Annotated in this window: 12 protein-coding genes and 3 pseudogenes; 12 read left to right on the top strand and 3 right to left on the bottom strand. The window is 46.1% G+C overall.

The genetic code is table 11. The features are described from left to right. Positions 1-27: 27 nt before the first annotated feature. Both BQ1619_RS07510 and ssb read left to right on the top strand, forming a co-directional pair. Entirely contained in the window at positions 28-1212 is a 1185-nt protein-coding gene (locus tag BQ1619_RS07510) for an MFS transporter (RefSeq protein ID WP_114663202.1), read from the top strand. A 74-nt stretch (positions 1213-1286) separates the two neighbouring features. Further along, a complete protein-coding gene (ssb, locus tag BQ1619_RS07505) occupies positions 1287-1742 on the top strand; it encodes a single-stranded DNA-binding protein (protein ID WP_114663201.1) in 456 nt (151 codons plus the stop codon). Between the two features lie 75 nt (positions 1743-1817). On the opposite strand, the pseudogene queF reads toward ssb, so the two are convergent. The 3 genes and pseudogenes from queF to ilvA all read right to left on the bottom strand — a co-directional run bounded on the left by queF (position 1818) and on the right by ilvA (position 5105). Next, positions 1818-2643 (bottom strand): annotated as a pseudogene (gene queF, locus BQ1619_RS07500) (NADPH-dependent 7-cyano-7-deazaguanine reductase QueF). Positions 2644-2663: 20 nt separating this feature from the next. Beyond that, positions 2664-3572, bottom strand: a complete 909-nt coding sequence (locus tag BQ1619_RS07495; protein WP_114663199.1) for a 5'-nucleotidase — start codon at positions 3570-3572, stop codon at positions 2664-2666. 12 nt (positions 3573-3584) lie between these two features. Then, positions 3585-5105, bottom strand: a complete 1521-nt coding sequence (gene ilvA / locus BQ1619_RS07490) for a threonine ammonia-lyase, biosynthetic (RefSeq protein ID WP_114663198.1) — start codon at positions 5103-5105, stop codon at positions 3585-3587. A 134-nt stretch (positions 5106-5239) separates the two neighbouring features. Here ilvA and BQ1619_RS07485 point away from each other — a divergent pair, with 134 nt between their 5' ends. The 10 genes and pseudogenes from BQ1619_RS07485 to BQ1619_RS07440 all read left to right on the top strand — a co-directional run bounded on the left by BQ1619_RS07485 (position 5240) and on the right by BQ1619_RS07440 (position 18305). After that, the gene (locus BQ1619_RS07485) at positions 5240-9079 is read left to right on the top strand and encodes a DUF3683 domain-containing protein (protein ID WP_114663196.1); all 3840 of its coding nucleotides are present in this window, start codon (positions 5240-5242) and stop codon (positions 9077-9079) included. Continuing rightward, on the top strand, positions 9079-9465 hold the full coding sequence (locus BQ1619_RS07480) for a gamma-butyrobetaine hydroxylase family protein (RefSeq protein WP_114663195.1): 387 nt from the start codon (positions 9079-9081) through the stop codon (positions 9463-9465). Before BQ1619_RS07485 ends, BQ1619_RS07480 begins: the two co-directional genes overlap by 1 nt. Then, positions 9465-10208: a bifunctional demethylmenaquinone methyltransferase/2-methoxy-6-polyprenyl-1,4-benzoquinol methylase UbiE gene (gene ubiE / locus BQ1619_RS07475; protein WP_114663193.1), complete on the top strand. Its 744-nt coding sequence runs from the start codon at positions 9465-9467 to the stop codon at positions 10206-10208. Before BQ1619_RS07480 ends, ubiE begins: the two co-directional genes overlap by 1 nt. A gap of 74 nt (positions 10209-10282) precedes the next feature. Beyond that, complete coding sequence (locus tag BQ1619_RS07470; protein ID WP_114663192.1) at positions 10283-11203, top strand: Tim44 domain-containing protein; 921 nt, start codon at positions 10283-10285, stop codon at positions 11201-11203. A 53-nt stretch (positions 11204-11256) separates the two neighbouring features. Further along, on the top strand, positions 11257-11877 hold the full coding sequence (locus BQ1619_RS07465) for a ubiquinone biosynthesis accessory factor UbiJ (RefSeq protein ID WP_114663190.1): 621 nt from the start codon (positions 11257-11259) through the stop codon (positions 11875-11877). 3 nt (positions 11878-11880) lie between these two features. Then, a complete protein-coding gene (gene ubiB, locus BQ1619_RS07460; protein ID WP_114663189.1) occupies positions 11881-13467 on the top strand; it encodes a ubiquinone biosynthesis regulatory protein kinase UbiB in 1587 nt (528 codons plus the stop codon). Between the two features lie 52 nt (positions 13468-13519). Beyond that, positions 13520-14173 (top strand): DUF502 domain-containing protein, encoded by a 654-nt coding sequence (locus tag BQ1619_RS07455; RefSeq protein WP_114663187.1) that lies wholly within the window; start codon positions 13520-13522, stop codon positions 14171-14173. Between the two features lie 16 nt (positions 14174-14189). Next, positions 14190-15989: an aspartate--tRNA ligase gene (gene aspS, locus BQ1619_RS07450; RefSeq protein ID WP_114663186.1), complete on the top strand. Its 1800-nt coding sequence runs from the start codon at positions 14190-14192 to the stop codon at positions 15987-15989. 29 nt (positions 15990-16018) lie between these two features. Beyond that, positions 16019-16476 (top strand): annotated as a pseudogene (nudB, locus tag BQ1619_RS07445) (dihydroneopterin triphosphate diphosphatase). A gap of 9 nt (positions 16477-16485) precedes the next feature. Then, positions 16486-18305: pseudogene (locus BQ1619_RS07440) on the top strand (ABCB family ABC transporter ATP-binding protein/permease). The last annotated feature ends 4 nt before the right edge of the window (positions 18306-18309 follow it).

Below are 18309 nucleotides of genomic sequence, written 5' to 3'. Positions count from 1 at the left end.
CGTAACTTGTTAATATAGCTCTTTCCCATGAATCCTTCTGAACTCCGCTTTACTCTGGCCTTAGCAGGCATTTTTGGCCTTCGTATGCTGGGCCAGTTCTTGCTTCTACCCGTTTTCAGCCTCCATGCTAGGGGTTTACCTGGCGGAGAGCATGCTTTGTGGGTCGGCCTGACCTTGGGAATTTTTAATATCGTTCAGGCCTGTTTTTACATTCCCTTAGGCCGCTTATCTGATCGAATTGGGCGTAAACCGGTCGTTTTATGGGGCTTATCTTTATTTGTGGCGGGCGCCCTGATTTGCGCAGCCAAAGACGATTTGCTTTGGATTGCAATTGGTCGAGGGGTAATGGGTGCCGGCGCGGTCTCCGCTGCCATCTCTGCATGGGTTGCTGATTTGACTCGTGAGCAGGTACGAACTCGAGCCATGGCTTTGGTGGGAGGCAGTATCGCGCTGTCTTTTGCACTCTCATTGGTGATTGCTGCACCCATCTATAAAGTCATTAGTTTGAGCGGCATCTTTATGGTTCTTGCGATTCTGGGCGTCATGGCGATGTGCGTAGCCGCATATGTATTGCCATCAAATAAATCTGAAGAAAAGGTTCAGCAAGCATCCCTGCGGGAAGTATTTTTTAGACCAGAGTTAGTGCGCTTAAATCTGGGCGTCTTTGTATTGCATGCCACCCAAGTTGCAATGTTCTTGGTTGTGCCCCGCTTGCTCGTACAAGCAGGCTTACCCCTTTCATCGCATTGGGAAATTTATTTGCCCGTAGTGCTGCTATCGTTTTTCTTGATGGCACCGATTTTGATTTTTGGCGAGAAGAAGCAACAATTACGCACGGTGCTTTTGCTATCCATTGTGCTTTTAGTCATTGCTGAATATTTGTTTGCAAATACCTCATCCATTACGTCAATTGCGATCGCGTTGCTGGTGTATTTCGTAGGCTTTAACTTACTCGAGGCTTTACAGCCCTCTTTGGTGTCGCGATTTGCAAAAGAATCTAAAGGCACTACCCTCGGTGTGTACAACACCACACAGTCTATTGGCCTCTTCACAGGGGCTGCCATTGGGGGTTATTTAATGGATAGCCACGGCGACTTGTCGGTATTTGTAATGGGCGCGGCGCTCTTAATATGCTGGCTTATAATTGCTTGGTCGATGCGCGAATTGCCTGCAAAAGCTGTTGATGCAAGCGATGCTGCAGCAAAGATGTAGCCGTAGCTTCATTTCAGTATCAGTGTAAAAATTTTTAGTAGTAATAACTGTAGTAATTTTCTTCGGGAGACAACATGGCTTCGGTAAATAAGGTCATCATCGTAGGTAATGTTGGACGTGATCCAGAAACACGTTACATGCCAAGCGGCGACGCTGTAACAAACATCTCTGTAGCAACTTCAGATCGTTACAAAGGTAAGCAAATCGGTGAAATGAAAGAAACCACAGAATGGCATCGCATTGCCTTCTTTGGCAAGCTTGCGGAAATTGCTGGCCAGTATCTCAAAAAAGGTTCTCAGGTTTATGTTGAAGGTCGTTTACGCACTCGTAAATGGACAGATGCTAGTGGTCAAGAAAAATATTCCACGGAGATCGTGGCAGAAACCATGCAAATGCTCGGTGGCAAGCCAGCAGGTGGCGGCGGTGATGGCGGTGAAAGCTACAGTCGCTCAAAGTCCTCTGAGCAATCTGCTCCAGCAGCCTCAAGTGCTGCATCACTTGGTGCTATGGACGACGATATTCCGTTTTAAAAGCTTACCTATCATCTCTTCAAGTGATTGATGACTCATAAGAAAAACCCTCAGAAATTTCTGAGGGTTTTTTATTTATTGCCGAGCATGGCGAACATTGTCTGGCCAAAGCGAGTTGTGATTGGTTCTGAATGGATTGATGTCTAGACCACCACGGCGTGTGTAGCGTGCGTACACAGACAATTTTTCGGGTTTGCATTGGCGCTTGATATCCGTAAAGATCGTTTCCACGCAATGCTCGTGAAACTCCCCTAAATGTCTAAAGCCAATCAGGTAGCGAACAACCCTTCCTCAAGGATGGGGCGTCCTTGATAGCGAATTTGGATGCTCGCCCAATCGGGCTGTCCAGTTACAGGGCAATTCGATTTGAGCATGTGTGAGACTAAACATTGTTCGATTGGGCTAAAAGAGGTATTCACATCTAGCAGGTTTGGGTCTGCAGCAAGATTCGGATCAATTTCAATATCTAAGCGATCCATCAAAATGCCGCCCATTTCATGGATGCCTTGTTTTGCAATCAATTCGGCTAACTGAATTCGTGCGGTAATTTTGCTACCAGTTACGGCAGATAAATCCTGTATTAATTGCTCTTTGACTTCGTTTTCATCTTCAAAGCGTGCACTATTTAAGCTGTTGAGCTACAGCTTAAAGGACTTGGACTCAATCATGTTGGGGGAGTCTGCTGGGATTTGAAACTCCGCGATAGCAATTTGAGGTTTCCTTTTTTGTTGAGCCAGCTAAGCTCAAACGCATTCCCAATATCAATCCCAACAAATGGCAATGATTGACCTTCTTGATAACCAAGCTTTTTACGATTCCCTATTCTGGGAATAGGGAATAACAAACTCGGATCATATTGATCGGGGTATTGTGTTGATTGACCAAGAGTAAGTATTGCCATTCCGAAATCTTGCCGCCGAGTTATTTTTTGGGATTATTAGATGCGCCTGATACTACATGACCTGTTGGCGCAACAGAGGCGGCAGATTGGCAATGGCCGGTTTGATCATCAAAAAAGAAGTCGGGCTCAAATTCTCTCAAGAACTCACTTTTAGAGAGTCCGCCTAAGAACATCGCTTCATCAACTTCAATGCCCCATGCCATCAGCGTACGTATTGCGCGTTCGTGGGCTGGGGCGGAGCGTGCAGTAACAAGTGCAGTGCGGATACGCACACCATTCTCGCTGGTGGAGCGTTGCAGTCGGTGAAGTGCTTCCAATAAGGGTTTAAAAGGTCCTGGAGGTATCGGTGTACCCACCTTTTTACTTTCATGATCAACAAATGCCTCCAACCCTTTTTTTTGGAACACTTGTTCTGCCTCATCGGAAAAGAGGACGGCATCTCCGTCAAAGGCTATGCGGATTTCATTCGGATGGGATTCTGCCGTTTTGCTCGACTCTGGATAAACCCGTGCAGCAGGAAAGCCTGCCTCGATTGTTGCCCTGACATCATCTTCATTTGCCGAGAGAAAAAGGTTTGCATGCAATGAGCGTAGGTAATGGTAAGGCGGCCTACCTCTGGTAAATACTCCGCGCTCGAGGTGGAGACCATGATGCTCTGCAGAGCGGAAAACCCGTAATCCACTAACAGGATCATTGCGCGACAAAATGACAACTTCTACACGCTGCTCACCCTCTTCATTGAAGGCTAAGAGTTTTTTAACTAGTGGGAACGCCACACCCTTTTGTGCCGCTTCCCCTAAGCGCTCAAGCTGTAGCTTCATATAAGCGCTGTCATCGGTGGATTCGAAGATACGGTTTTCTTCCTCAAAATCAAACAGAGCACGCGACGAAATCGCTACGACGAGTTTTTCGGTGAAGGTATACAACATTTTACTTATCTCTTATTTAAGAAATAGACGATAGGCGGGATTATTACTTTCATCCCAGTGTGGGTAGCCTAGTGTCGCTAAAAAGCTTTGAAATTTCTTCTGTTCGTTTTTAGGTACTTGAATACCTACCAAAATACGACCGTAGTCAGCCCCATGATTGCGGTAATGAAATAAGCTGATATTCCAGTTCGGTGCCATGCTGGTGAGGAATTTCATCAAGGCGCCTGGACGCTCCGGAAATTCGAAGCGGTAGAGTAGTTCGTCTTTAGCAAGGGCAGAGTGTCCGCCCACCATATGGCGTAAGTGCGATTTTGCTAACTCATCATGTGTGAGATCAATGGTTGCAAATTTTGCCTTGCGAAAATGTTTTGCAATGGCTTCGCTATCACCGGCTTTTTGTGTGCTGATACCAACAAAGATGTGCGCTTCACTCTGATCGCCAATCCGATAGTTGAACTCCGTAACATTACGCTTAACAAGCAGTTCACAGAAGCGCTTGAATGAGCCCCTTTCTTCTGGAATTGTGACGGCAAACACGGCCTCACGAAATTCACCAACATCGGCGCGCTCTGCGACAAAACGCAGGCGACTGAAGTTCATATTTGCTCCGCAAGCTACGGCAACGAGAGTTTTTTTCTTAATGTGTTTTTTCTCGACATACTTCTTCATGCCTGCAATAGCAAGGGCTCCAGCGGGTTCAAGGATGCTGCGGGTATCGGTAAAGACATCATTGATTGCAGCGCAGATTTCATCTGTGTCGACGGTGATAATTTCATCAACCACTTTTTTGCAGATGCGAAATGTTTCTTTGCCAACCAATTTGACAGCCGTACCATCAGAAAATAAGCCAACATCTTTCATCTCTATGCGCTTATTCGCTTTGAGTGATTGGTTCATGGCATCTGAGTCCGAAGCTTGAACACCGATCACTTTCGTTTTTGGGGTGACTGCTTTGATGTATTCGCCAATCCCTGCAATCAATCCGCCACCACCAATTGCAACAAATACAGCATCGACGGGCTTTTCGCATTGCGTAAAAATTTCGTGAGCGATGGTTCCTTGTCCGGCGATGACATCGGGATCATCAAAGGGGTGCATAAACGTCAAACCCCTCTTTTTACCCAATAACTCAGAGTGGTTAAATGCGTCGCTGTAGGACTCGCCATGCAGGATGATTTCAACCCAAGAGCCTCCCCTGGCTTTTACGGCGTCAATCTTGATGCTGGGGGTAGTCACTGGCATGACAATAACTGCTTTGCATTTCATTTTGGCGGCAGCCAGGGCGACACCTTGGGCATGGTTACCGGCAGAAGCAGCAATGACCCCTAGTTTCAGGGCTTCTGGGGGTAAATGCGTTATTTTGTTGTAGGCGCCCCGAAGCTTAAAGGAGAAGACTGGCTGGTTATCCTCACGCTTCAGTAAAACCTGATTACCCAAGCGCTTAGTCAACTCAGGGGCGAGTTGGAGTTCGGTTTCTCTAGCGACGCCATAGACGCGCGCCGATAATATTTTCTTTAAATAGTTCGTTGCCATGCGATGAGCGTACCACGGATGGAGCCTAAGCCCTTAGATTTGCAGGGGTTTATCCATTTGGGGAGTAACTTTCCCTAATTCCTGACAGTATCAATATTGCTCAATTAAAATGCGTATTTACCAAATATGTCGCTATGAATGCACCTTTAGCTTTGAACCAGTTGTTGGATGCTGAGGCAGGTTCTCCCCGTCTTCGCGAAATTCCTTACAACTACACTTCCTTTTCCGACCGAGAAATTGTGATTCGCCTGTTGGGTGAGGAATCTTGGCGTGTTTTGAATGAATTGCGCGGCGTCCGTCGTACTGGCCGTTCGGCGCGTATGTTGTTTGAAATCTTAGGTGATATTTGGGTGGTTCAACGCAACCCCTTTTTGCAGGACGACCTTCTTGATAATCCAAATCGCCGCCAACAATTAATCAATGCGCTTTGGCACCGTTTGGGTGAGGTAAAAAAACGCAATAACGGCGACTCTGCTGATCAAGTTGAAATTTTATTAAGCGCCGCTTACCGTGCGATTGAAAATTTTGAAAACGGATTTAAAGAGGTTGAGCAAATCCGTAAACGTGCACGCAAGGAGTTAGGTCGCCATACAGCCAGTGACAATATTTGTTTTGATGGTGTATCTCGTGCAGCACACGTTACTGATGCTACGGATTGGCGTGTTGAGTTTCCCTTGGCTGTTCTCAAGCCTGATTACGAATCTGAAATTCCTGGGCTTGTTAAAGCATGTGTCGAATTGGGCCTCACGATCATTCCACGCGGGGGCGGTACTGGGTATACCGGAGGTGCCATTCCGTTATATGCAATGTCTGCGGTTATTAATACTGAAAAATTACAAGACATTGGTGGTGTGAAGTTAAAACACTTGCCCGGTGTGAGCCATGAGGTTTCAACCATTTTTACAGGTGCTGGTGTTGTTACGCGTCGCGTTTCCGATGCCGCTGAGCACGCTGGATTAGTGTTTGCTGTAGACCCGACTTCTGCTGATGCCAGTTGTATTGGCGGCAATATTGCCATGAATGCTGGCGGTAAAAAGGCGGTGCTCTGGGGTACGGCCTTAGATAATCTCGCTAGCTGGCGCATGGTTGATCCCGAGGGAAATTGGTTAGATGTTGTGCGTTTGGACCACAACCTTGGCAAGATTCATGATGTCGAAAAAGCTCGCTTTGAGTTAACGTGGTCCGATGGAAATAGCGAGCCAGGTCAACGCGTTTTAAAAACCGAACTTTTGGAAGTGGAAGGCAAGCGTTTTCGTAAGGAAGGTTTGGGCAAAGACGTTACCGATAAATTTTTAGCAGGTTTACCTGGCGTACAAAAAGAAGGTTGCGATGGTTTGATTACTAGCGCAACTTGGGTATTGCATCGCATGCCAAAATTTATGCGTACAGTCTGCCTTGAGTTTTTCGGTCAAGCTCGTGAAGCTATTCCGAGTATTGTTGAAATTAAGGCGTACCTTGAGAGCCTAAGTAAACAAGGGGGGGCTATTTTGGCCGGCCTTGAGCATTTGGATGATCGCTATCTCCGTGCCGTAGGCTACTCAACCAAGTCTAAGCGCAATAGTTTGCCGAAAATGGTATTAATTGGCGACATTGCAGGCGATGACGAAGAGGCTGTTGCTGCTGCTACGAGTGAAGTTGTGCGTATGGCCAATTTACGGGTTGGTGAGGGTTTTGTTGCGGTAAGCGCTGAAGCGCGTAAGAAATTTTGGTTGGATCGCGCAAGAACTGCAGCGATCGCGCGCCACACCAACGCATTTAAGATTAATGAAGACGTGGTGATTCCATTATCCCGAATGGGCGAGTACATCGATGGTATTGATCGCATCAACATTGAGTTATCTCTAAAAAATAAACTTCAAGTTCTGGATAGTTTAGAAAACTTCTTAAAAAAGAGTGCCTTACCATTAGGTAAGAATGAAGAAGATTATGAAATTCCAACTGCAGAAATTTTGGGTGATCGTGTCCAACAGGCGCTCGATTTAATCGCTAAGGTTCGTGGGTGTTGGTCTGAGTGGTTAACCCAGATGGATGCCTATTTTCCGCAATTACAGAACTACAGTTTGCGCGCGTCCTGGAAAGAGGAGGTTCGCTCTGAGTTGCGTATTATTTTTGGCGGCTTAGCGTTTGAGCCAATTTTGGCTGAGCTCGAGGCAATTCATAAAAATATTCTTCGCAAGCGCGTATTTGTGGCTTTGCACATGCACGCTGGCGACGGTAATGTGCATACCAATATTCCTGTCAACTCGGACGATTACGAGATGCTGCAAGATGCGCATCGTGCAGTGGATCGCATCATGAAGTTGGCACGCTCTTTGGATGGAGTCATCTCTGGAGAGCATGGAATTGGCATTACTAAGTTGGAGTATCTAACAGAGGCCGAGTTGAAAGACTTCCGTAGCTACAAAAATCGTGTTGATCCTGAGGGTCGATTTAACAAGGGTAAGTTAATGCCACATGCTGATCTCAGTATGGCTTATACCCCGAGTTTTGGTTTGATGGGCCATGAGTCCATCATCATGCAGCAAAGTGATATCGGCGCAATTGCCGATAGTGTGAAAGATTGTTTACGTTGCGGTAAATGCAAGCCAGTTTGCTCTACGCACGTACCGCGTGCAAATTTGCTGTACAGCCCGAGAGACAAAATTTTAGCTACCTCATTGTTGATTGAGGCATTTTTATATGAGGAGCAAACCCGTCGCGGAGTGTCTATTCGTCACTGGGAAATGTTTGATGATGTAGCTGCGCACTGCACAGTTTGTCACAAGTGCTTAACTCCTTGCCCGGTCAAGATTGATTTCGGCGATGTCACCATGAATATGCGTAACCTTTTGCGCAAAATGGGTCAGCGGCGCTTTAATCCGGGAACTGCCGCATCAATGTTCTTTTTAAATGCTACGAGCCCAGAAAGTATTCACTTGGCTCGTAAGACGATGATTGGCTGGGGCTATAAGCTGCAACGACTAGGTAACGATATTTTGCGTAAATTTGCAAAACAGCAAACTGCGCATCCACCCGCAACAGTTGGTAAACCGAGCGTTAAAGAGCAGGTGATTTTCTTTGTTAATAAAAAGATGCCTGGCAATTTGCCAAAGAAAACTGCTCGTGCCCTCCTTGATATTGAGGATGCAAACTATGTGCCGATTATTCGTGATCCTAAAACGACTTCAGCCGATACCGAGGCAGTGTTTTATTTCCCAGGTTGTGGTTCTGAACGCTTGTTTTCGCAGGTGGGATTAGCGACCCAAGCAATGCTATGGAATGTTGGCGTACAAACAGTATTGCCTCCGGGCTACCTTTGCTGTGGCTATCCACAACGTGGCAATGGGGACTTTGATAAAGCCGAGAAAATGATCGCGGATAACCGTGTTTTGTTTCATCGAGTTGCCAACACGCTGAACTATCTTGATATTAAGACAGTCGTAGTGTCTTGCGGGACATGTTACGACCAATTGGCTGGTTATCAGTTTGAACAAATTTTCCCAGGTTGTCGCATTGTCGATATTCATGAGTTCTTGGCAGAAAAAGGGGTCAAGCTTTCTGGTGTCACTGGTGTGAAATATGTGTATCACGATCCATGCCACTCCCCAATGAAGTTGCAAGATCCATTAAAGACTGTCAACGAACTTATTCAACTAGAGGATGGCAAAGCTATTGCGAAGAACGATCGTTGCTGTGGCGAATCTGGAACGCTTGCTGTGACTCGCCCAGATATATCGACGCAAGTTCGCTTTCGCAAGCAAATCGAAATGGAAAAGGGTGCAAATGAATTGCGTAAAGGTGACTTTACTGGTGATGTCAAAGTGCTCACTAGCTGCCCATCTTGCTTGCAGGGCCTGACGCGCTTTAATGCGGATAGTGGCACCACCGCTGATTACATCGTGGTAGAGATGGCTCAAAAATTGCTTTGTGAGAACTGGATGCAAGATTACGTTGCTAAAGCAAATCAAGGCGGTATTGAAAGGGTATTGGTGTAATGATTCCGACGAATATTGTTGTGCATCAACAATCAAAGGTTTTGGAGCTCTCTTATGACGATGGCAGCACTTATCGTCTACCTTTTGAATTGTTAAGGGTTCTTTCACCATCCGCTGAGGTACAAGGTCATGGACCAGGACAGGAGACACTGCAAACTGGCAAACGCGAGGTATCGATCGCCAGTATGGAGCCTGTAGGGCACTATGCCTTAAAGCCCACGTTTTCGGATGGACATGACTCCGGTCTTTACACCTGGGAGTATTTGCATTTCTTGTGCGAAAACCAAGAGTGGGTATGGAGGGACTATTTGAATAAATTAGCAGCCGCAGGTCTTGATCGTGATGCGCCCATGATTAAGCAAGGCCATTCTTGTGGAAGTCATTAATGAGTAAGACCCATTTTGGTTATCAAAGCGTCGATGAAGCCGAAAAGGCTGGAAAAGTCGCTGAAGTGTTTCATTCTGTAGCCAGCAAATACGATGTAATGAATGATTTAATGTCGCTCGGACTACACCGCGTCTGGAAAAAAATTACCATTGCAAGAGCGAATGTGCGCCCTGGTCAAAAGATATTGGATATTGCTGGCGGCACCGGTGATCTCGCCGCAGCTTTTGCCAAAGCTGCTGATTGGGGCAGCAACTCTGATGCACAGGTGTGGCTGAGCGACATTAATGCTTCAATGCTTGGGGTAGGCCGAGATCGTTTGCTGGACCGGGGTATGGCTTTACCTTGTGTGCAATTTGACGCAGAAAAGATTCCTTTTCCAAGCAACCACTTTGATGTGGTTACTGTTGCGTTTGGTTTGCGCAATATGACGCACAAGGATGTCGCGCTTGCCGAGATGTCCAGGGTAATTAAGCCAGGCGGTCGCGTATTGGTCCTAGAGTTCTCAAAGCCAGATGCATTCCTACAGCCCGTCTACGACGCATATTCATTCAAAGTATTACCGTGGTTGGGTGAAAAAATTGCTCAGGATTCTGAAAGCTATCGTTATCTAGCCGAATCCATTCGTATGCACCCCGATGCAGACATCCTTAAGGAAACGATGTTGGGAGTAGGTTTTGATGATGTTGAAACCCACAGAATGACTGGGGGTATCGTCGCCTTACATATTGGTATTAAATACTGATAGTTGTATAGTTTTTACGCTCTTAAACGTAAACAACAAAGTTGTTATTAGAAGAGTAAAGAGAGGTAAAAGAAATGAACAAACATTTTTTAAAAGCTGCTTTAGTAAGCTTAACGTTAATATTCGCGACGGTTGGTTCAGTTGAAGCTGCTCGTCTTGGTTGGGGTAAAAATATTGGTAGAGCTCCTGGTGCACCAATACACAAGCAGGCCACTCCTGCACAAAAACCTGCTCAACAGGCTCAACCCACCGCTCCAGCTGCAGCACCTCAGCCGCCTCAAGCTCCTGCGCCTAGTCGCTTTGGGGGTATGGGCGGAATTCTGGGTGGATTAGCTGCAGGCTTAGGCATTGGCTATCTGTTGTCTCACTTTGGATTGGGTGAAGCTGCAGCGTCTTTCATGACCGGTCTATTAATTGCAATGCTGGCAGGTTTTGTCATCATCTTTTTAATTCGCAGACTATTGCCAGCAATGTCGAGCGCTGGACAACGTTCCAATGTTCCTTCCGCTGGTATGCAGCGCGCCAACATTGACTCTGGTGTCAGACAAGAGCCGGCTTCTACTCTTGCTGCAAATGCTTTTGCTGGAGTAGGTGTAGAGCCTGAGACATTTCAATCCACGATGCCCCCTGGATTTGATGAGCGAACTTTTTTGGAAAATGCAAAGCAGTATTTTATAGTCTTACAAAAAGCATGGGATCAAGGTGACTTAGTATCTCTGCAAGAATTCACTACGCCTGAAATGTTTTCCACAATTCAACAGGATTTAGCGGGACGTGCTGAAAGCCCAAATCAAACCGATGTGGTTGCTATTAATGCTCGCTTGTTGGGAATTGAGACTGCAAATGCGCACTATTTCTGTAGCGTACGGTTTAGCGGAGCAATTCGTGAACAGCAAAATGCGCCGGCTAGCGATTTCTCTGAAATTTGGAATCTGAGTAAGCCTGTGGATGGCCCAGGAGGCTGGGTACTAGCAGGTATCTCTCAGTTGGTTTAAGCTCTAGGTAATTTCCGTTGGAAAACCCGCCTTAGTGCGGGTTTTTTATACTTATGAACACACTGACAACATCTACCCATTCAATTGCCGCAAGTGCGGTTTGCCGTGGGATAAATCATGTCTTGGGGCGCGAGCCTTGGGCGTGCGCTGAGTTAGTAAAGCACACGGGGAAAACGGTTTTAGTGCAGACCCCATTCGGACACCTCTGTTTTGCGATTACTCCCTCAGGGTATTTAGAGTCATTAAATGAATTGGAAACCCCCTCGCTTGCTCTGGAGATCTCTGCAAAGGCACTGGGTGGATTCACCATCCCTTCAGGAAAGCTAAAAGAGCAGGCATTTAAAGCTGTCAAAATTACGGGCGATGCTGAGTTGGCTCAATTAATTGGCCGTTTAGTTGGTCAGCTACGTTGGGATTATGAAGAGGATTTGGCGGAATTTATCGGCGATGCACTAGCTCATTTTGCTGTTCGACAGGGTAAAAAAGTCGTTTCTGCTTCGCGTTTAGCCGCATTGGATTTGTTGGACAATGTCGTTGAGTACGTTAGCGAAGAGAGAAAAGTGCTTTTAAACAAACGTGATTTTTTAGCCCATAAAGTCGAGCTTAATAACGTACGTGAGGCGGTAGATCGCTTGGAGAAGCGCATTCAATTTATTCAAAAAAGGGCTAACTAAATCGTGCGCAGAATTGCCCGTCTTTGTTTTATTTTCTTTACGGCATGGCGTTTTGGTCTTCTGCCGTTATTGCGAGATGTTTTAAAGCCTGGCATCGGTCGAGGTGCGCTAACGATTGTTTGTTGGACTTCTCCGGGTGGGAATCTGCCGAGGGGTGAACGCATACGTTTGACGCTTGAAGCGCTTGGCCCAATTTTTGTTAAGTTTGGACAAGTACTCTCAACCCGTCGTGACTTATTGCCTGAAGATATTGCGAACGAGTTAGCGAAGTTGCAGGATCAGGTACCGCCGTTTTCCAATGCAGAATCACGCCGACTTATTGAAGAAGCTCTGGGTCAGTCGATTGAAGAAGTGTTTATTAGTTTTGATGCTACGCCGGTCGCAAGCGCTTCTGTGGCGCAAGTGCATTTTGGGGTGCTCCGTGGTAATGAAAAACATCCTGAGTGGACGCAAAAAGCAGTTGCCATTAAGGTACTCCGACCCGGTATATTGCCTGTCATTGAAGGTGATTTAGCCTTGATGTATGACCTGGCCAAAATTGTAGAGAAGAGCTCCGAAGATGGCCGTCGTTTAAAGCCCCGCGAGAATGTTGCAGAGTTCGATACGTACTTGCATGATGAGTTGGACCTCATGCGCGAAGCAGCTAATGCAAGCCAGTTGCGGCGAAATTTTATCGATTCTAAGAAGTTAATGATTCCGGAAATGTACTGGGATCTTTGCCATACGAATGTGATGGTGATGGAAAGAATGGATGGCCTTTCTATAGGGCGCACATCGGATCTTCGTGCGGCTGGTGTTGACTTTAAGAAATTGGCAGCGGATGGTGTAGAAATATTCTTTACTCAAGTGTTTGAGCACGGTTTTTTCCATGCAGACATGCATCCCGGAAATATCATGATCAGCCTACAACCTGAAACATTTGGTCGTTTCATTTCCTTGGATTTTGGAATTGTTGGTGCATTGAGTGAGTCAGATAAAAATTATTTAGCATTAAATTTCTTGGCTTTCTTTAATCGCGACTATCGTCGTGTTGCTGAGTTGCATATTGAGTCCGGATGGGTTCCTGCAAACACTCGCGTTGAAGAGTTGGGGGGTGCGGTTCGATCCGTTTGCGAACCTTACTTCGATCGCCCTTTGAAAGAGATTTCTTTGGGGTTGGTATTAATGCGCTTGTTCCAAACCTCTCGACGCTTCAAGGTGGAAATTCAGCCACAACTGACTCTGCTCCAAAAGACACTTTTAAATGTAGAGGGCCTAGCTCGTCAGCTCGATCCTGACTTAGATCTTTGGAAAACCGCAAAACCCATTTTAGAAAAATGGGTCGGTAAGCAATTGGGCTGGCGTGGCTTGATTGATGGCCTCAAAGAAGAGGCTCCTCTCTGGGCAAAAATCCTGCCAACTTTGCCGCGCCTAATTGCCGATAGCCTAGCCCAAAGTCGTGCTGAGTTAAAAGATCAGAATGGTGAATTAGAGGTCTTAAAAGCACTTTTATTGCAGGAAAGGCGTACGCATCGCTTGATTACTGGCGCCCTTCTCTTCGCAGGCGGCTTTTTGGCCGGTATTTTGATTATCAGCCTAGGCATTTATTAGCCTTTCGCTGCTTGGCTTCTAAAACGCTAAAATAGCGGGCTAGGCAGAACACATGAAAAAATACTTTATTGCAGGCATCTTAGTTTGGGCACCGCTCTCGATCACTATTTGGGTGATTGCGTGGGGCTTAGGTTTGCTTGATGGCGTCTTTGGATCAGTAATGCACGCCATTATTTTGGTGCTTCCCCGTGATGCTGCTGTTGACCTTCAGTATTTCCGTGACCTGCCAGGGGTGGGTATCGCTATTGTGATTGCCGTCATCATGCTAACGGGTGTTTTGGCGATTAGTTTTGCGGGCCAGTGGTGGCTAAAGGTTTGGGATAAGTTTGTTAATCGCATTCCGGTTGTGCGCTCTATATATTCGAGCGTACAGCAAGTGTCATCAACACTATTTTCCGGAAGTGGCCAAGCGTTTAGTAAGGCTCTCTTAATTCGTTATCCTCACGCTGACTCGTGGGCAATCGCTTTTCAGACGGGTGCTCCAGCAAAAGAAGTAACTGCTAAATTGGGCGAAGACTATGTGAACGTCTTTTTGCCAACCACTCCAAATCCTACTTCTGGATTTTTCATGATCGTGCCTCGTGCTCAAGCTATTGAGCTGGAGATGAGTGTAGAGGAGGCTCTGAAACACATTGTTTCGATGGGCTCCGTACCACCAAACAATTCAAGTGCCTTGACTACAACTGAGTCGGCACACTATTTTTGATTTTTAGGAAATTCTTATGTCAATGCGTAGCCATAATTGCGGTCAAGTAACCGATGCACTGATTGGTCAAGAGGTCACCCTTTCCGGTTGGGTTAACCGCCGCCGCGACCATGGGGGTGTGATTTTTATTGACTTGCGGGATCGTGAAGGCTTTGTGCAGGTTGTATGTGATCCAGATCGTCCAGAAATGTTCGCACTTGCAGAGCAGGTTCGTAACGAGTTCTGTATTCAGATTAAGGGTCTAGTTCGTGCGCGCCCAGCTGGTACTGAAAATACCGATTTGGTAAGTGGAAAAGTAGAGATTCTTTGTCATAGCCTAGTCATTTTGAATGCTTCTGTTACGCCGCCATTCCAACTGGACGATGAAAATCTTTCTGAGACAACTCGCTTAACCCACCGCGTGTTGGATCTTCGTCGCCCACAAATGCAAAAACACTTGCGTTTACGTTACAACGTGGCAATGGAGTGCCGTCGTTATCTTGACGATGCGGGATTTATCGATATCGAAACTCCTATGCTGACTAAGAGCACGCCAGAGGGTGCACGTGATTACTTAGTCCCATCACGCGTGCATGATGGTCAGTTCTTTGCATTACCCCAATCCCCGCAGTTATTTAAGCAACTTTTAATGTTGGCGGGTTTTGATCGTTACTACCAAATTACCAAATGCTTCCGAGATGAAGATTTGCGCGCAGACCGCCAACCGGAATTTACGCAGATTGACTGTGAAACTGCATTCTTGAGTGAGTTAGAGATTCGCGATCTCTTTGAAAATATGATTCGTCATATTTTCAAGAAAACAATGAACGTCGAGCTACCAAACCCATTCCCAACAATGCCGTATTCAGAGGGTATGGCACGATTTGGTTCGGATAAGCCGGATTTGCGTGTCAACCTTGAGTTCACCGAGCTTACAGATCTCATGAAGGATGTTGATTTCAAAGTGTTTTCGGGCGCAGCCAATCAGACCGGTGGTCGCGTGGTTGGTCTTTGTGTTCCTGGTGGCGCGGAAATCAGTCGTAGCGAAATAGATGACTACACTCAGTTTGTCAGCATCTATGGCGCAAAAGGCTTGGCTTGGATTAAAGTCAATTCGGTTGCTGAAGGTCGTAATGGGTTGCAATCTCCCATTGTGAAGAATTTGCGCGACGCTGCTATTGAAGGTATTTTGAAGCGCACTGGTGCAAAAGATGGCGATATTATTTTCTTTGGCGCAGATAAAGAAAAAGTCGTAAATGATGCTATCGGAAATTTACGTTTACGGATTGGCCATTCAGCCTTGGGCAAAGAGCATGGCCTCTTTACTGAAGGTTGGAAACCGCTGTGGGTCGTTGACTTCCCCATGTTTGACTACGACGAGGGCGAGGCGCGCTGGGTTGCTTGCCATCATCCCTTTACAAGCCCTAAAGATGAACACATGCAATATCTGGAAACCGACCCCGGTAAGTGTTTAGCTAAGGCCTATGACATGGTGCTTAACGGTAGTGAAATTGGTGGTGGATCAGTGCGTATTCACCAAGAAGCCGTTCAGAGTCAGGTATTCCGTGCTTTGAAGATTGGCGCTGAAGAGGCTCAGGCCAAGTTTGGATTCTTGTTGGACGCTCTTCAGTACGGCGCACCTCCGCACGGTGGCATTGCTTTTGGTCTGGATCGCATTGTGACCATGATGACCGGCGCGGAATCTATTCGCGAGGTGATTGCCTTCCCGAAAACACAGCGTGCCCAGTGCTTGTTAACGCAGGCGCCAAGCCCTGTAGATGAGCGTCAATTGCGTGAGCTCCATATTCGTTTACGTCAAGCAACGCCTGCCGCATAAAACAACTCAAGCACAGTCCTGGTGCGATCTTGAAAATCCCTATATCGGTTTTAGTAATAATCTATAAATCGAATAGGGATGTTTTATTGATAGAGCGTGCTGATCGCAAGGGTTTTGGCAATCCGTTACCGGAAGTCTAGATGTACCTGATGAAAATCTAACCTTGGCTGCAGCACGCGAGGTGTTTGAAGAAACTGGCATTCAGATTGATTCTTTGCCGGCTGGTGCATTGCATGACATGCATCAGCACATCGAATATGAAATTTATCCAGAATGGCGCTTTCGGTATGCGCCTGGCATCACTAAAAATACGGAGCATTGGTTTGCGCTTCAAGTACCCGATGATATTTCAATAAAGCTCTCCCCAAGAGAGCATGTGGCTTATGAATGGTTGCCATATGAGACAGCTGCTCAAAAATGTTTCTCACGTAGCAATGGTGAAGCCATCTTGAAATGGTTTTCTGCAGATCAAGTGAGAAGCGAATAAGATAGAACGATGAGACATTCATCGAGCCACTACCTCAGTGGCAGTGATTCAAAAGAGCCTCAACGCGGCGACTGGCGGGTAATTCGTGGTTTATACCCTATCTTCTAGAGCATCGACTGAGGGTCCTCTTTGCTATCAGCCGCCTCATTGCAGAAAAATTTGCCAACCTTGGTATCCATATTTTGATGAAAGAGTTGATTGACTCTTTGGATCTTAAGGCCAATTCGCCACAGGCTTTATTGGTTGTTCCAGTGGGCATTATTGTTGCCTATAAATTATTGCGAATCTCCGCTTCTTTATTTACGGAGTTGCGTGAGGTGTTATTTGCTCGGGTAACACAAAATGCGGTACGCAAGGTCGCGCTTCAGGTGTTTGAGAATTTGCATTCTCTAGCGTTAGGTTTTCATTTAGCTCGTCAGACTGGTGGCGAGAGTCGGGATATAGAGCGCGGTACGCGGGGCATTCAATCGCTGATTTCGTATTCTCTGTATAGCATCCTGCCAACCCTTATTGAGTTTTGTTTAGTACTTGGTTACTTTGCATATTCATACAACATTTGGTTTGCTGCGATTATCTTAGTAGCACTCATTTTGTATATTGTTTTTACGATTGCTGTTACGGAGTGGCGTACGCACTACCGCAGGGCCATGAATGAGATGGATTCCAAAGCAAATCAAAAAGCCATTGATTCGCTATTAAATTTTGAGACCGTAAAGTATTTTGGTAATGAATCGTTTGAGGCACGCCGTTACGATAAAAACTTGTTGAGGTATCAGACCGCAGCCATCAAGTCGCAAAAGACTCTTGCTTTTTTGAATCTTGGTCAGCAAATCATTATTGCAGTCGGTTTAATGTTGATTTTGTGGCGCGCTACTCTTGGGGTGGCGGACGGTACGATGACATTGGGTGATTTAGCCTTAGTCAATACGCTAATAATTCAGTTATATATCCCCCTGAATTTCTTGGGCGTGATCTATCGTGAAATCAAGCAGTCTCTGACGGATATGGATTGGATGTTTTCATTATTGAATACCGAGAAAGAGATTGCGGATTCGCCAAATGTCAACCTTTACACATTCAGAATCTCAGCAAAGGTCCGGACGTGTGTTTTGATCACGTGTCATTTCATTATGACGCTAAGCGTTAAATCCTTCGAGATGTGAGTTTTAATATTCCTGCGGATACGATTACTGCCGTTGTTGGTCAAATCGGTGCGGGTAAAAGTACCTTAGCAAGATTGCTATTCCGTTTTTATGACGTTCAGTCCGGGAAGATTTTGATTGATGGCCAAAGTCTGCATGATGTGACACAGGCCAGTTTGCGCAAGGCAATAGGTATCGTTCCGCAAGATACCTTTATTTAATGACACGATTGGTTACAACATTGCCTACGGAGACCCCTCTGCTACTCTGGAAGAGGTTCGAGAGGCTGCTAGAGCAGCGCAAATCGATGGATTTATTGAACGCTTACCCGAGGGCTATGACACGCAAGTCGGTAAGCGTAGTCTAAAACTTTCGGGTGGCGAGAAGCAGCGAGTGGCTATCGCTCGAACCTTGCTAAAGAAGCCGAGTATATTAATTTTTGATGAAGCAACATCCGCTTTGGATTCAAAAACCGAAAGGGCGTTTCAGGAGGAGTTACTCAGCTTAGCTAAAAACCGAACCACGCTCATCATTGCCCATCGTCTTTCAACCATTATTCATGCCGATCAAATATTGGTGATGGAGTATAGACAGATTGTCGAGCGAGGAACCCACCTCGATCTTCTAAAGATTAATGGTAAATATGCTGAGATGTGGCTAATGCAAGAACGTGCCTCACTTGATTAGAATA

This window comes from Polynucleobacter necessarius, from assembly GCF_900095195.1.
Classification (GTDB): Bacteria; Pseudomonadota; Gammaproteobacteria; order Burkholderiales; family Burkholderiaceae; genus Polynucleobacter; species Polynucleobacter necessarius_G.
The sequence above is the reverse complement of the archived record's forward strand: the minus strand, read 5'-3'. Positions and strand labels throughout refer to the sequence as shown.

Coding starts and splice junctions, on each gene's coding strand:
- BQ1619_RS07470 (WP_114663192.1), top strand. CDS start 10,283: ATGAACAAACATTTTTTAAAAGCTGCTTTAGTAAGCTTAACGTTAATA.
- aspS (WP_114663186.1), top strand. CDS start 14,190: ATGTCAATGCGTAGCCATAATTGCGGTCAAGTAACCGATGCACTGATT.
- ubiE (WP_114663193.1), top strand. CDS start 9,465: ATGAGTAAGACCCATTTTGGTTATCAAAGCGTCGATGAAGCCGAAAAG.
- BQ1619_RS07485 (WP_114663196.1), top strand. CDS start 5,240: ATGAATGCACCTTTAGCTTTGAACCAGTTGTTGGATGCTGAGGCAGGT.
- BQ1619_RS07480 (WP_114663195.1), top strand. CDS start 9,079: ATGATTCCGACGAATATTGTTGTGCATCAACAATCAAAGGTTTTGGAG.
- BQ1619_RS07510 (WP_114663202.1), top strand. CDS start 28: ATGAATCCTTCTGAACTCCGCTTTACTCTGGCCTTAGCAGGCATTTTT.
- BQ1619_RS07455 (WP_114663187.1), top strand. CDS start 13,520: ATGAAAAAATACTTTATTGCAGGCATCTTAGTTTGGGCACCGCTCTCG.
- BQ1619_RS07465 (WP_114663190.1), top strand. CDS start 11,257: ATGAACACACTGACAACATCTACCCATTCAATTGCCGCAAGTGCGGTT.
- ilvA (WP_114663198.1), bottom strand. CDS start 5,105: ATGGCAACGAACTATTTAAAGAAAATATTATCGGCGCGCGTCTATGGC.
- BQ1619_RS07495 (WP_114663199.1), bottom strand. CDS start 3,572: ATGTTGTATACCTTCACCGAAAAACTCGTCGTAGCGATTTCGTCGCGT.
- ssb (WP_114663201.1), top strand. CDS start 1,287: ATGGCTTCGGTAAATAAGGTCATCATCGTAGGTAATGTTGGACGTGAT.